Origin of the sequence: Runella salmonicolor (genome assembly GCF_024158025.1) — a bacterium.
GTDB classification, from domain to species: domain Bacteria; phylum Bacteroidota; class Bacteroidia; order Cytophagales; family Spirosomataceae; genus Runella; species Runella salmonicolor.
In genome coordinates this window covers 786,122-800,519 of the sequence record NZ_JAMZEL010000002.1, presented here as the reverse complement: position 1 = coordinate 800,519, position 14,398 = coordinate 786,122, and the positions used below count along the sequence as shown (strand labels likewise).

General features: G+C 44.9%; 10 protein-coding genes. 4 read left to right on the top strand and 6 right to left on the bottom strand.

Annotated features, from left to right (window positions below; translation table 11 throughout):
• Positions 1-593 precede the first annotated feature (593 nt).
• Together NCI00_RS09235 and NCI00_RS09230 are read right to left on the bottom strand one after the other, a co-directional pair.
• Positions 594-803 carry a hypothetical protein gene (locus tag NCI00_RS09235; RefSeq protein WP_114065239.1) on the bottom strand — a complete coding sequence of 70 codons (210 nt, stop codon included), beginning with the start codon at positions 801-803 and terminating at the stop codon, positions 594-596.
• 245 nt (positions 804-1,048) lie between these two features.
• Positions 1,049-1,837, bottom strand: coding sequence for an SPFH domain-containing protein (locus NCI00_RS09230; protein WP_253526855.1), 789 nt, complete (start codon positions 1,835-1,837; stop codon positions 1,049-1,051).
• A 512-nt stretch (positions 1,838-2,349) separates the two neighbouring features.
• Here NCI00_RS09230 and NCI00_RS09225 point away from each other — a divergent pair.
• Positions 2,350-4,665: an efflux RND transporter permease subunit gene (locus NCI00_RS09225; protein WP_253526854.1), complete on the top strand. Its 2,316-nt coding sequence runs from the start codon at positions 2,350-2,352 to the stop codon at positions 4,663-4,665.
• Between the two features lie 88 nt (positions 4,666-4,753).
• Here NCI00_RS09225 and NCI00_RS09220 read toward each other — a convergent pair whose 3' ends face one another.
• On the bottom strand, positions 4,754-6,100 hold the full coding sequence (locus NCI00_RS09220; RefSeq protein ID WP_166557830.1) for a M24 family metallopeptidase: 1,347 nt from the start codon (positions 6,098-6,100) through the stop codon (positions 4,754-4,756).
• Positions 6,101-6,219: 119 nt separating this feature from the next.
• Between NCI00_RS09220 and NCI00_RS09215 the strand changes: the two genes are divergently transcribed.
• On the top strand, positions 6,220-6,774 hold the full coding sequence (locus NCI00_RS09215; protein ID WP_253526853.1) for a GNAT family N-acetyltransferase: 555 nt from the start codon (positions 6,220-6,222) through the stop codon (positions 6,772-6,774).
• On the opposite strand, the gene NCI00_RS09210 is transcribed toward NCI00_RS09215, so the two are convergent.
• On the bottom strand, positions 6,771-7,694 hold the full coding sequence (locus NCI00_RS09210) for a sugar phosphate isomerase/epimerase family protein (RefSeq protein ID WP_253526852.1): 924 nt from the start codon (positions 7,692-7,694) through the stop codon (positions 6,771-6,773). The two genes, NCI00_RS09215 and NCI00_RS09210, sit on opposite strands and share 4 nt — an antisense overlap.
• Before the next feature lie 204 nt (positions 7,695-7,898).
• On the opposite strand from NCI00_RS09210, the gene NCI00_RS09205 reads away from it, so the two are divergent.
• Together NCI00_RS09205 and NCI00_RS09200 are read left to right on the top strand one after the other, a co-directional pair.
• Positions 7,899-10,733, top strand: a complete 2,835-nt coding sequence (locus tag NCI00_RS09205) for a TonB-dependent receptor (protein WP_253526851.1) — start codon at positions 7,899-7,901, stop codon at positions 10,731-10,733.
• A 96-nt stretch (positions 10,734-10,829) separates the two neighbouring features.
• Complete coding sequence (locus NCI00_RS09200; protein ID WP_253526849.1) at positions 10,830-11,726, top strand: SDR family oxidoreductase; 897 nt, start codon at positions 10,830-10,832, stop codon at positions 11,724-11,726.
• Between the two features lie 91 nt (positions 11,727-11,817).
• Here the strand turns inward: NCI00_RS09200 and NCI00_RS09195 are convergent, their stop codons facing one another.
• Entirely contained in the window at positions 11,818-13,269 is a 1,452-nt protein-coding gene (locus tag NCI00_RS09195) for an MBOAT family O-acyltransferase (protein WP_253526847.1), read from the bottom strand.
• 99 nt (positions 13,270-13,368) lie between these two features.
• Positions 13,369-14,349, bottom strand: coding sequence for a glycosyltransferase family 2 protein (locus NCI00_RS09190; RefSeq protein ID WP_253526846.1), 981 nt, complete (start codon positions 14,347-14,349; stop codon positions 13,369-13,371).
• Between the last annotated feature and the right edge of the window lie 49 nt (positions 14,350-14,398).

Sequence of the window (14,398 nt, the reverse complement as noted above, 5' to 3'; positions counted from 1 at the left end):
GAATCCTTCAACGCCAAAATCAAAGCGTTCAGAAGTCAGTTCAGAGGGGTAAGAAACGTAGAATTCTTCCTGTATCGGCTAACTCAGATATATGCTTAATCTAAGTTACTCCACAACTTTTGGTTTTGATCCAAAGTCAAGCCGCAAGCTTGGCTTTTTTATTTTCTGCCTTACAAGGAGAGGGTCGGGGACGGTCGGCCGCTGCCGTTCGAATCCCTCAACTCCCACACAGAAAAGTCAAGCCGCAAGCTTGGCTTTTTTATTTTCTGCCTTACAAGCAGAGGGTCGGTGCGGCGACGCATACCATGCCACCACGCTTTGGATATTTCAACAATAAAAAGGCCAAGCAATTTGCTTGGCCTTTTTATTGTTGAAATATTTTAATTGACAGTGACTTTAACAGAAAAACAGTTTTCCGCTTTCTATCAGCCCATACAAAATCATTAAGCTAAACAAATGTCTTAATGTTTTGTGTGCCCTTCACTTACATGCGACTCAAACCTTGGTGTGTTACATTCTAAAACTGGCGTAGGATTTTAACACATTACACACAATTGCTGATACAAACCAAAGATTGCTTCAATTAATAACGATTATTGCTCCAGACCTTGCGGCACAATTAACCGATCCCCGTACTTTTCCCGTTTTAGAGATAGTGACTTAGGGTCAAATGTGATGGTAAAACTTTTAACGGGGTCTTTGACCAGACAAGTGATAAACCAAGACGGATCTTGTTTGATTTCATTCACGTCTCGCTTATTGCCTTTCATCGAAGAGGAGCCGTTTCTGTTGTTTGAAGCCATAGGTGCATTTATATAATTAGTACTATATTATACCTAACGCTCGTATGACAATAAACGTGCTATCTTATTGATTATCTTTAGTAAATACTTTTGAAGTAAGGTTGCAGGGTTGTACTTCAAACTGAAAAAAGTGATAAAAAGAGCCTTTGTTCTCTCAAAACGGCATTTAAAAAGGTATTTTGGTTTGTTGCATTCAATTTCTTTTTAGTAACTTTTTAACGAAACTGTTCATATTCTGCGTCGATTTATTGCTGGCCTAGGATAATAGGGGTGCGGCCATCCGTGATGATTACTTTATTTTGGGTATTCCGAATGGCCTCAATCCATTGTTCTTGCAATACCCTTGGTTCCAGACCGCTTGCTTTTACGCGGTTGGCTTCGGCCTCAATTTTGGCTTTTTCCAAGTTCATGCGCGCTACTTCCAATTCGTTTTTTACCTGTTCGGCTTGTTGTTTTGCGTTGTTTCGGCGTTCGATGGCTTCGGCCATCGAGGTGGGGGGTTTGAGGCCGCTGGTCAGGGAAGTAAGGGTAAAAAATTTCCCCTCAAAATCTTTTTTTAAGCGTATTTCAACCGACTGTTCAAAATGATTCAGGTTGTTCATTAAGCTATCGGTGCTAAAATTGCGGGCTTCTTCGCGATAGGCATTGACCACCAGCGCATTCAGAACGGCCCCTTCAATGTTGTCCATAATAGTATTTTCATCATCAATTCCTACGTGTTTGTAGTTGAAGATAATATCGGCGCCTTTGGTTCGTATCGCCTGATAGGTAAGAGAAGGGTCGACGGTGAAAACGCCCGCATCTTTGGCGGTAATGACCACTTCTGCGGGGTCTGCTTTTTGTTCAAACATAGGAACTTGATAGAGTTCTGTTCCAGGGCCGAGTAGCCCCTGTGAGCCGGTCACGACCGTGAAATCGCCACGACCTTCGCGTCCGTAATTTTTCATAAGTACCCCTTCATAATTGGGCTGTACACGGGTACAACCCGCCAGAACCACGATAAACAAGAATGGATAGATTAGTTTGTTTTTCATTTTTTAAAATAGTTTGAGTAAGGGAAAAGGATTAAAAGGATGATATGAAGCAAGCCTGTGGCCCAGCCCGCAAAAGGGTAAGGGCCTCTGAATACCCAAAAATGGAACCAAAAAAGCAGGACATTGACCAAAAGGAAAATCAATGTGCGAAAAAGGGTGTTTTTCATAGAAAGAAGGGTTGTTAGGGAAATAGTATAACTAAAATAGGCAAAACTAGTATCCGTTTGTAAGGTCGATTCAGTTTATTATTATTCGGTTAAATTCTTTTGATAATATTCACTTCTCTGTAGGATTATTGCCAATGGGCAATAGAGGTTTTGGATACAAAAGATAATTTTTGCTACTGCGGCGTTGGACGTAGATTTTATAATTTGTAGTAATTGATTTGTAAGAGGTTGAAAATGAGGTTTTTGTTTTTGTTTTATGTTGATTGATATGATATATCATGGATATTTTTGTCTATTCTTCGTCGTCTGGGCTATCTTTGCACCTCTAAAAAAGTTATCCTACCTATGTGGAATAAAATTGCGGCAGGCATCATTCGTTTTCGGTTTGCGTGGATTGTATTGATCTTTGTAACAGTAGCATATATGGGTTATGAAGGAAGTAAAATCGAACTTTCTTATCAAATGGCCCGTATTTTACCCCCTAATGACCCCATCGAAAAAGAATATCAGGAGTTTAGGAAGGTGTTTGGGGAAGATGGCGCTATCATGGTGATAGGCTGGCAGGACCCCAACTTGTTTGAACTCACTAAGTTTCGGAACTGGTACGGGCTTGCAGAGCGTATCAAGGCTATGAAAGGTATCAAGAATGTGCTTTCGCTTGGTCATTTATACAAAGTGGAACGAAATGACAGCCTGAGTAAATTTGAATTTAAACCGCTCTTTACGCAACTGCCGTCTACTCAAGCGGAGATGGACAGCCTGAAAAATCAGGTCAAAAAACTTCCTTTTTACGAAGGATTGGCCATCAATTCCAAAACCAATTCGACGCTTATTGTTATTACTTTTAATGACAAAGACCTAAACTCTTCGCGGCGGATTACGATTGTGGAAGAAATCAAAGCCATGGCCGATGAGTTTTCGATAAAAAACAAAACTGACCTTCATTATTCAGGAATGCCGTTTATTCGGACGGTCATCATGAAAAAAATATCGGGTGAGCTCAAGCTTTTTATGGCCTTAGCGGTATTGGTGACGGCATTTATCCTTTGGCTGTTTTTTAGGTCGCTTCGGCTTACGCTCTTGTCGATTGGCGTGGTATTGATGGGGGTGATTTTCTCCGTTGGTTTGCTTCAGTTGTTTGGGTATAAAATTACGGCATTGACGGGCCTTATCCCGCCGCTCTTGATTGTAATTGGAGTGCCCAACTGTGTTTTTCTGTTGAATAAATACCAGCTGGAACTCAAAACGCACGGCAACAAAGACGAAGCGATTAAGGAGATGATTTGCCAGATTGGACTTTCTATTTTTCTGGCCAACATTACGACCGCCATTGGTTTTGGGGTGTTTTATTTTACCAACAGTGCGTTGCTGGTTGAGTTTGGCATCGTGGCTTCCATTTGTGTGATGGTTACATATGTACTTTGTTTGGTGCTTTTGCCGATCACGTTGCATTATATGAATCTACCCAAAGCGCGGCATTTGAAGCATTTGGAAGGAAAATGGGCCAAAGGCTTCCTGACCAAAGTTGATTATCTAGTACACAATCACCGTCGGGCTATTTATGGCGCCATGGTGGTGGTGATTCTGGTCTCGGCGTATGGGATGACCAAAATTAAAGCCGTGGGGTACATCGTGGATGACCTTCCGCAAAATGACCCCGTTTACGTGGACCTTCGTTTTTTTGAGTCTAACTTCAACGGAGTTTTGCCTTTTGAAGTAATGATTGATACCAAACAGCCCAACGGAGTGTTTGGCAATCAGGCACAGGTGTTGTACAAAATCAAGGCATTACAAAACGAAATGGCTGATTTTAAAGAGTTTTCTAAGCCTGTTTCGGTGGTTGAGGCTTCGCGGTTTTTGTATCAGGCGTATCGGGGAGGCGAAGCCAAATATTACGTGTTGCCGGGGGCATTAGAGTTATCAAAATTGACTGATTATGTACAAGGAGACAACCGCGGCGTAAAACAATTAAACTCATTTATGAACGAAGACCGCAGTATTACGCGGGTGAGTTTTCAAATGGCGGACGTAGGCTCGGAGCGAATCAAAGACCTAATCAATCAAATACGGCCCAAAGTTGACTCTATCTTTAACCCGTCGCAGTATAAAGTCAGCCTGACGGGGCACAGTCTTGTGTTTTTGAAAAGCAACGATTATTTGTTGGGCAATTTGTACGAAAGTCTGTTGATTGCCATCGTTTTGATTGCCATTGTTGGGATGGTACTTTTCCGTTCGATTCCCATTATTTTGTTGTCCAAACTTCCGTGTCTTATTCCTTTGGCCTTAACGGCGGGGATTATGGGGTATTTTAATATCCATTTTAAGCCGACTACGATTCTGGTTTTCAGTATTACTTTTGGTATTGCTTCCGACGGTACGGTTTATTTCTTAACGCGTTATCGTCAGGAACTCTACCAACGCGGACGCACGGCTTCTGAAGCAGTAACGCAGGCTATTTTCGGAACAGGATTGAGCATGATTTATACGGCAATCATTCTATTCTGCGGCTTTTCTATTTTTGCCGCTTCGAGTTTTGGGGGTACGGCGGCCATGGGTGTGATGGTGTCAATCACTTTACTGGTGGCCATGTGTACAAACTTGATTCTGCTTCCAGCATTGTTGTTGTCAATTGCCAAAAGGCAGAAAGAGCGCCCGTCGTAGCAGTACTTTTAAGCATTCATCACCGAAAGGCGTATGAAAACCCCGACAATTCAGGACAATACGGTCTACAGAATTGTCGGGGTTTTTATTACTTCACATTCGTCAGTTTTCTTGGGATGGTAAAGACTTCGGTCTGGCGTCCGTCCAAATACCGGAAACCATCGGCGGTGTAGTAGCCGTCTTCTTCGAGCATGATTCGGATGATTTTCTTCCATTCGGCAATTTCCACGGCAGCGTTGAGTTCAATGGAGTAACCCGTATTGGGAAACAAAGGATAATCGCCCGGGCCAGGAACGCCTTTCTGCTGGTCCCACATGCCAATCGTAGGCCCAGCCGCGTGGCCGTGCACGCCGATGGGGTGAGAATAGATACTTGCCGTAATTCCTTCTTTTTTTGCTTGTTCGAGCGCCCCCAGCAGCATTTGATTGCCCGTTACGCCTGCCTTAAAACGTTCGGTCAAAAGGTCTTGCAGGCGATTTCCCTGCGCAAATGCCTTTTTGATAAATTCTGGTACTTCCGATTCACCCGGCCGTAGAATGTAAGCGTGTTGTTGTTGATCGGTATTGAGTCGCAAATACGTAATGCCAAAATCACAGTGAATCAAATCGCCGGGCATAATGACCTGCTTATCAGGGCGCTTGGAAAATGTACGCAAATGGTCAAAATTGGCGGGGTCGTGGCGCTGAATGTCGACCGTAGGATGAAACCACGTTTCAAGCCCCAAATCAGTTACTTTTTGACGCATCCACCACACCACATCGTCGGTGGTAGTAATGCCCGGATGAATGACTTTTTCGGAAAAAGCTTCCTGAATAATTTCGTGTGAAATACGGCAAATCAAGGGGTAAAGGGCGGCTTCTTTTTCGGAGCGAGTTTCGAGCCAAGCCACCGCCAAACGGTCGGCAGATACGATTTTAGCTTTTTGTTTTTCTGATAAATTCGCCATCAATTCCTTCTGTTCGGTATAAGTTAAACCGTCGGCGTGTCCGTAATCTTTGGAATAATTGAGGGCGATTTTTTTGGGATTGCGCTCTTCAATCACTTTGCCTAATGCCAACCATTGATTAGGCTGCACGTTGATGTCCCATTCGCCTTTGAGCAGGTTGCCTACGTCGTAGCGAGCAATGGCCAGTTTTTCCAGTGGTTTATCTCCCCCCGCATCAAAAAATACCATGATGGTACGGCGGCGAGCCGACAGCCACGTGCTCGGCAGCATGGTTTTCATGACGGGGTCTTCGTTGTATTCGCGCGAGATGATAACCCACATATCTATCCCTTCGCGCCGCATGAGTTTGGGTAGGAGGTTGGTAAGTCGGTCTTCCAAAATCTCATCAATCACGCGGGCGCGTTCGCGCTCAGGTAGGATTGGATATTGGGCATAAAGTGTCGTGGAAGTGAAAAGGGTTAAGAAGAGATAGTATAATGATTTTCTCATTTGTTGATTGTTTGTTTGAATCGTGCCAAGCAAAGATAAAGCCTTTATTTGGCTTGTTGAAAGCCTATTATTACTTTTGTGAGCGAACTACAGCCCATTTCGGGGTTATAAATTACCGGATGCCCATCACTTATACGACTGCACAATCGGACGAAGACCTCCGCCAAATAATGGCCCTTCAGCGCCAAAATTTATATAAAAACACCCCCGCTACTTACCAGCAGGACCAAGGGTTTACGACCGTTGAGCATTCATTTGAGGTGCTGAAGCAAATGAATGATGCACTTCCCCAAATCATTGCCAAAGACGGTGACACTTTAGTGGGTTATGCCTTGGTCATGCCGCGCACGATGGGGCAGTTGGTGCCAGAATTGGTGCCGATGTTTGACATTGTGGCCGAGCTGGAATGGCAGGGCAAGCGCATTGGCGATTATCGTTTTTACGTTATGGGTCAGATTTGTATTGCCGAATCGCACCGTGGGCAAGGGATTTTTGATGGTTTATATACCGCCCACAAAGAGCATTTTTCTCCTGATTTTGAACTCTGCGTTACGGAAGTAGCCTTGCGGAACACGCGTTCACAGCGGGCGCATGAACGCGTAGGATTCCGCACGATTTATACCTACGAAGACTACACCGACGTATGGAACGTAGTGGTGTGGGATTGGAGTTAAGCTTTCATGGCCTCACGCAACATCGCCACGCTTTTACGAACGCCCGTTTCGGGGGCTTCTTTTCCTTCAAATTCTAGCGCAATGTACCCTTTGTAGTTGGCTTGGCGTAGGATGTTGATGATGCGTTTGTAATCCAAATCCAGAGAATACCATTCGCCACCGCCGTAGTAGGTCTTGGCTTGTACAAAGTTGGCCACGGGCGCTACTTTTTCGAGTTTGGTGTAAGGGTCTTCCAGAAAATTTCCAGTATCCAATAGTACGCCCAACCACGGCGAATCAATGGCTTTGCGGATGCGAAGGAGGCCTTCGGGCGTGGAAGTAAGGCCCCAGTGATTTTCCAAGGCAAGCATTACGCCACATTCAGCGGCTTTAGCGAGGCATTTTTCGATGCTGTCGATACACCATTTGAAGCCGTCGTCTTCAGTATAGCCGGGCAAGATAGGCTCCACGCCGCGTTTGGCCATGAGTTCGTCAAATGATTTTATTGTATTCCAGCGTCCCGAGTTGAGCCGAATGCTCGGAATCCCCATTTTGTAGGCCAGCTCGATGCAGTGCAGGGTGTGGTCGATGTTTTTCTGGCGCTCGGCCGCATCGGGCGACACAAAACTTTGATGGATGGAAAGACAAATCAAATCTACCCCGTTGACAAACGCGTGTCGTTTGAGTTTTTGAAGATAGGCGTTGTCTTCGTTGTCCATTTGGCGGTGCAAAATATCCACACCTTCAATCTCCATCCGGGCGGCTTCGTCAATGACCGTTTCGATGGCAACTTTGGGGGTTTTGAAATGCCAATACGAGTAGGTCGAAAGGCCGAGCTTAAACGGATTAAGGTCTTTTGGGGAGGTTAAAAGCGGGCTTTCGGGAGAAGCTAAAGCCGCACTTCCGAGAGTGGCTTGTTGAAAAAAATGGCGACGGTTCATGGATAAAAAGGGGTTAAATAGTGCCTCAATATAAGGAATTATCCATAAAATATTGGGACCTAATGTTGAATATAAAATTGAACTTTATCGGTAAATACGGCCCAAATCGTCGGTATTCTTTGTCTTTTCATCGCTTTTGCCAAAAGCATCGCTAAACTTTCTGCTATTTTATCTGTCTAACGGGCAAACCCAACACAGCACACCATGCAATACATTCGCTTTACTATCGTTTCGTTGTTTTTTTTAGTCACTGGCCAACTGCTTGCTCAGCAAGTAGAAGTGAAGGGCCGTGTGGCTGACCAAGGAGACAAATCCCCCTTGATCGGGGCCAATATTCTGCTCATAAATGCCGCTGATTCTACCCTTCGGTTTGGCGTCGTGGCCGATACGGCTGGGGCATTTACCATAAAATCGGTGCCGCTGGCAACCTACCGCTTATTCATCAGTTTTGTGGGTTATACTGCCTACGACCAACGCTTGAATCTGCGGCGTACTGCTCCCGATTTGGGAATTATTTCATTAAAACCTGATGCCCAGCTTCTGAAAGATGTGGTGGTCAAAGGAGTAGCCGAACGGGTGGCCCAAAAAGGAGATACGACGGTCTATAACGCCAGTGCTTTCAAAACAAACCGCGACGCCACTGCGCAGGATTTGATTGAAAAAATGCCCAACATTACCATCGAAAACGGACAGGTAAAAGCACAGGGAGAAAATGTTCAGAAGGTGACGGTCGACGGGCGCGAGTTTTTTGGCGATGATGCCACGCTGGCCCTGAAAAATTTACCCGCCGAAGTGGTTGATAAGATTCAAGTGTTTGACCGCCTCAGCGACCAGTCGCAATTCACGGGTTTTGATGATGGTCAAACCGTAAAAACCATCAACGTCGTCACTCGTTCAGATCGTAACAATGGGCAGTTTGGGAAAATATACGCTGGCTACGGCACCGACGACCGCTACATGGTGGGAGGAAGTACCAATTATTTTAAGAAAGATACCCGTATTTCTGTCATTGGAATGTCTAATAACGTCAATCAGCAGAATTTTGCGAGTGAAGATTTATTAGGTGTTTTGGGAGGTTCAGGTGGTGGCGGTGCACCAGGTGGAGGCAATCGTGGCGGCGGTGGCAATCGAGGTGGTGGCGGAAACAATGGCGGCGGAGGTAACTTTGGCGGTGGAAATTCAGCTGGCAATTTCCTGTCGGGGCAGCAAGGAGGTATCAATAAAACAAATGCCATTGGACTGAACTACTCCGACAATTGGGGTAAAAAGTGGAAAGTGTCGGGTAGTTATTTCTTCAACGATGCGAGCAATAATAACCTGAGTCAATTGGCAAGAACTTTCTTCTCGACAGAAGGGCCCGGGCAGTTGTACAACGAAGATTATTTTTCGTCTAACAATAACAAAAACCATCGTTTAAACGCCCGCTTGGAATACACCATCAATTCCAAAAACTCGCTCATCATCACGCCCCGAATCAGCTTTCAGGGCAATACCGCTTACAGCAGTCTGTTAGGAGCCAACAGCATCAACGCGCTGCGTATCAGTCAAACCCAAACCGAGAAAGAATCAAAAAACAATGGATATAATTTCGGAAATAGTATTTTGTGGCGGCACCGCTTTGGTAAAATAGGGCGTACGCTGACGGTAGGACTAACGACATCGGCCAATGACCGGAGTGGCGAATCGCTTTTGAATTCGGTAGTAAATTATTATACCCGCAAAACCTCCGATTCATTGCAGATAACCGACCAGCGCACCGATACCAAATCAGATGGCTACACGATTTCGAGCAACATTTCATTGACCGAAAACGTCGGTCGGGGCGGACAGTTGCAGCTTAATTATACACCTTCCTTCACCAAAAACTATTCAGACCGCAAAACCTATAATTATAACCAAAGCACGAGCGAATACAGTACGCCCGATTTGCGGTTGTCGAACGAATTTGACAATACCTACATCACCAATCGAATTGGAGGAAGTTACCGGTTGCGCATCAAAAAAACGATGGTTACGGCAGAAGTAAACTACCAAAATGCGCAATTGAGCGGCAAACAGAATTATCCGCTGGAATTTTCAATCAACCGATCGTTTAATAACATCTTGCCTTCGGCAATGATTAACTACCGAGGCGCAGATGGAAAGAGCTTTCGGTTCAATTACCGTACGGGCACCAATGCGCCATCTATCAGTCAATTACAAAACGTAGTGGATAACTCAAATCCGCTATTTTTAAGAACGGGTAATCCCAACTTAAAGCAGGAATACAACCACAATACGTCGCTTCGTTATGGGGTCACCAATCCCAAAACGGCCCGCAGCTTCTTTATTAATTTGAATGGCTCATTTACGCAGAACAACATCAGTACGGCAACGTACATTGCGGCGCGTGATACGGTGGTGGGAGGATTCCCGCTCAACCGTGGCTCACAGTTTACGCAGCCAGTCAACGTCAATGGAAACTGGAACGTTCGTTCGTTTATCACGTACGGATTGCCCGTGACTTCGCTCAAAAGCAACCTGAACTTTAACATCGGAACGGGATATACCCGCACCATTGGATTGATTAACAACATCCAAAATACATCCAATACACACTCCATCAACGGAGGTCTGGTGCTGAGTAGCAACATCAGCGAGCAGCTTGATTTTACGGTGTCGGTCAATGGAAATTACAACACCGTTAGCAATTCGTTACAGCCTTCTTTGGATGGTACGTATTATTATCAAAACAGCAATTTTAAGTTAAACTGGCTGACCAAAGCAGGATTTTTTGTCAATACCAACCTTAATCATACGTTTTATACGGGTTTGGGGCAGGATTTTAACCTCAATTTTACCCTTTGGAACGCGGCCGTCGGCTATAAATTCCTGAAAAAGCAGGCGGGAGAATTGAAATTGAGCACCTTTGATGTCTTGGGTCAAAACAACAGCATCAGTCGAACCGTTACCGAAACCTACATTGAAGACCTGCAAACCCGGGTATTGCAGCGGTACTACATGCTGACCTTCACGTATACACTCCGTAATTTTAGATAATTAATTGTTAACGTAACCGCTCAGGTACGCAGACCGCACAGTAATTTTTTACTAACTATGTGCGCTTGTATCCGTGCGGTTACTACTTTTACGTTTATGAAAAAAATTCTTATTACAGGTTCTAACGGACTGCTGGGCCAGAAACTGGTCGAACTTCTTTTAAAACAGCCTCACATTCAATGTATTGCCACCGCTCGGGGCGCCAACCGTTTGCCATTTACGGAAGGGTATGAGTATTATTCCATGGATATTACCAAGCGGGACGAAGTGGAAGACATCATCGGAAAGACCAAGCCTGATGTCGTAATTCACGGAGCGGCCATGACCAACGTGGATCAGTGCGAATCGGAAAAAGACAATTGTTGGGCGCAAAACGTACATGCGGTTCAGTACATTGTGGATGCGTGCCGTACCCACGACATTTTTCTCTGCCACGTTTCTACCGACTTTATTTTTGACGGTGCTGCGGGCCCCTACACAGAAGAAGGGGAGGCCAATCCGCTGAGTTTTTATGGTTGGAGTAAGTATGCTGCCGAAAAGATTGTGCAACATTCGGGTATTCGTTGGGCCATTGCCAGAACCGTTTTGGTATACGGAATTGCCTACGACATGTCGCGTTCCAACATTATTTTGTGGGTAAAAAAATCATTGGAAGAGAAGAAAAATATCAAAGTAGTCACTGACCAATGGCGCACGCCAACGTTGGCGGAAGATTTGGCCATGGGTTGTTTTTTGATTGCCGACCAAGAAGCAAAAGGCATTTTCAACATTTCGGGAAAAGATTTTCTCACTCCCTACGAAATGGCTATCCTAACGGCCGATTATTTTGGCTTAGACAAATCATTGATTGCTCAAGCCGATTCTTCTACCTTTTCGCAACCTGCCAAACGCCCCGCCCGTACGGGTTTTGTGCTAGATAAAGCGCGCAGCGTTTTGGGATATGAGCCGCGCAGTTTTTCGGAAGGCATTGCGATACTAGCCACACAACTGTAATCTGCCTGTTTTTTTTAATCACGCAAAGACGCTAAGGAGCAGAGAATACCCTTAGCGTCTTTGCACGTCATAAATGATAGTGCTTCAATCATTAAAACTGAAAATAGATAAACTGATTGGATTCAAAAACGCCGAAGAAATAACACAGGATGGACAACGTGATGAATACACTCCAAAATGTGACATCTCGGCGGGTTGGAATATGCAATACAAAGTGCTCTTTAATCAGTAAAATACCAATCAGTACAACACAAAAAATCATTTCGACGGAGTTGAGTGCCGATTGGATAGGGGAGTGAATCGACAGCGTGGCAATCTTCTTCAGAATCAAGAAAGAACTCCTTACTTCTTCACCAATGGTCATTTTGGGGTTGTCGCCTACCGCAAAAAATACCCACGTAAGCATCACCAAGACAAAGGTGATGAGCGTTTGTAGATAACCATACCAAGCACCAGTGGGCAATGTGACGTTCCAACGTTTCAGGTATTTGTCCCTAAGGGAGGCAAACACGAGATAAAATCCGTGCAATCCCCCCCAAATGATGAAGTTCCAACTAGCTCCGTGCCATAGCCCGCTGACGAGAAAAACCGTGAATCGGTTGAAATAAGCGCGTCCTTCGCTGACCCGATTCCCGCCCAACGGAATGTAGAGATAATCCCGAAACCAAGTAGAAAGGGAAATGTGCCAGCGTCCCCAAAACTCTGAGATGGATTTGGAGATGTAAGGCGTTTTGAAATTTTCCATGAGCTTAAACCCCATCACTTGCGAAGCCCCCAAAGCGATGTCGGAATATCCCGAGAAGTCGCAATAAATTCGGAACGTATAGAAAAACGTTGCTACCAAAAGCGTCAGTCCGTTGTGATGGGCAGGGTCGAGGTAAACGGGGCCTTGCATCAGGGCGAGTCGGTCGGCAATGACGACTTTTTTAAAGAAACCAAACGCCATTCGGGTCAGTCCCGCTTTTACATTTTCCCAATCGTAGGGATGGTTTTCGTGGAATTGATGCAGCACATTTTGCGGTCGCTCAATCGGCCCTGCCACCAATTGAGGATAAAACATGACATACAGAGCATAGATTCCGAAGTGTTTTTCCGCTTTTTGATTGCCGCGATATACTTCAATCGTATAACTCATGGCCTGAAACGTATGAAACGACAAACCAATGGGCAGAATTAAATCGGGATTTAGGTGTTTTAAAATGGGCATACTCCACGCAATTCCCATTTTCCAACTGAAAGAATTGAAAGTTTCGGCAAAAAAATCAAAGTATTTAAAAACGGCTAGAATCCCCACGTTGGTCACAATACTCAGTACCAAAAGCCATTTTCGGCGTGGGCCCGCCGCCGAGGCAATCCAAATCCCCGCAAAGTAGTCGATGACAATGGTGGCAAACAGAATAAGGATATAAATCGGTTTGAACACCAGATAAAAATAACAACTCGCCAACAACAGCAAAAACCATCGCAGATTCCAGCGCAGACTGAAATAAGCAAGGGTAATAACAATGAAAAATAGCAGAAACTGGACAGAATTAAACAGCATGACTTTTTAAAACCGAAAAATGTAAAATATTAAACCGAAGAAAGTAAAAGGATAATTATACACCTTCTTAAATGTAAAATTGGCACAAACACCCCTTTTTCAGTTTTGCGGTTTTGCGGTTGTTTGGTTTTGCGGTTGTTCCACTTTTCCTTCCACAATCTTTTCTTTGATGATATACAGCGGGCGGCCTTTGGATTGGAAAAAAATGCGCAACACATACTCGCCGATGATACCCAATGAAATGAGTTGAACGCCGCTGAACAGAATAATGACGAACAACAATGCCGTAAAACCCTGAATAACTCCCCCAAAAAGCAATTTTTTGACGATAACAATGATGAAATATACCAAGGCAATTCCAATGGCCGTGCCGCCCGCTCGCGTCATGAATTTGATGGGGAATTCGCTGAAATTAAAAATGCCGTTGTAGGCCAAGTTGAAAAGTTGCTTAAACGAATATTTTGATTCGCCCGCGATTCGCTCGCTGCGCTCGTACTCAAATCCCGTTTGTTTGAACCCTACCCAAGTGCGCATTCCCCGTAAAAAACGGCTCTCTTCGGGCATTTGATTCATCACGTCCACCACGCGCCGGCTAATGAGCGAAAAATCCCCGCTGTCGAGCGGAATTTCTACGTATGAAATGGATTTCAACAGGCGATAAAACAAATAATATCCCGTGCGTTTTACGAAATTCTCTTTCCGTTTGCGCCGAACGGCATACACCACATCGTAGCCTTCTTGGTACAGTTTGTAAAAATCGGGTAGTAATTCGGGTGGGTCTTGAAGGTCGCCATCAATGACAAACACCGCTTCGGTCCCTCTCGCGGCGGCCAATCCCGCCGTAAGGGCCAGTTGGTGCCCGTGATTGCGCGACAAAAAAACGCAGTGGTAGCGTCTATCAAGCAGCGCAAGTTGGCGCATGAGCGTCGCGGTGTTGTCGCGGCTGCCGTCATCCACCAATACAACCTCGATAGAAAGCGAAAGACTGTCCATCAATTTGCTGAGGCGAGTTACCAAATGTGGAAAGGATTCGGTTTCGTTGTATAACGGGGCAATTATTGAAATTTGAGGTTTTTCCAAAACGAAATGTTTTTAACAATGTGTGTTCAACAGTAATCAAAGCGATTGT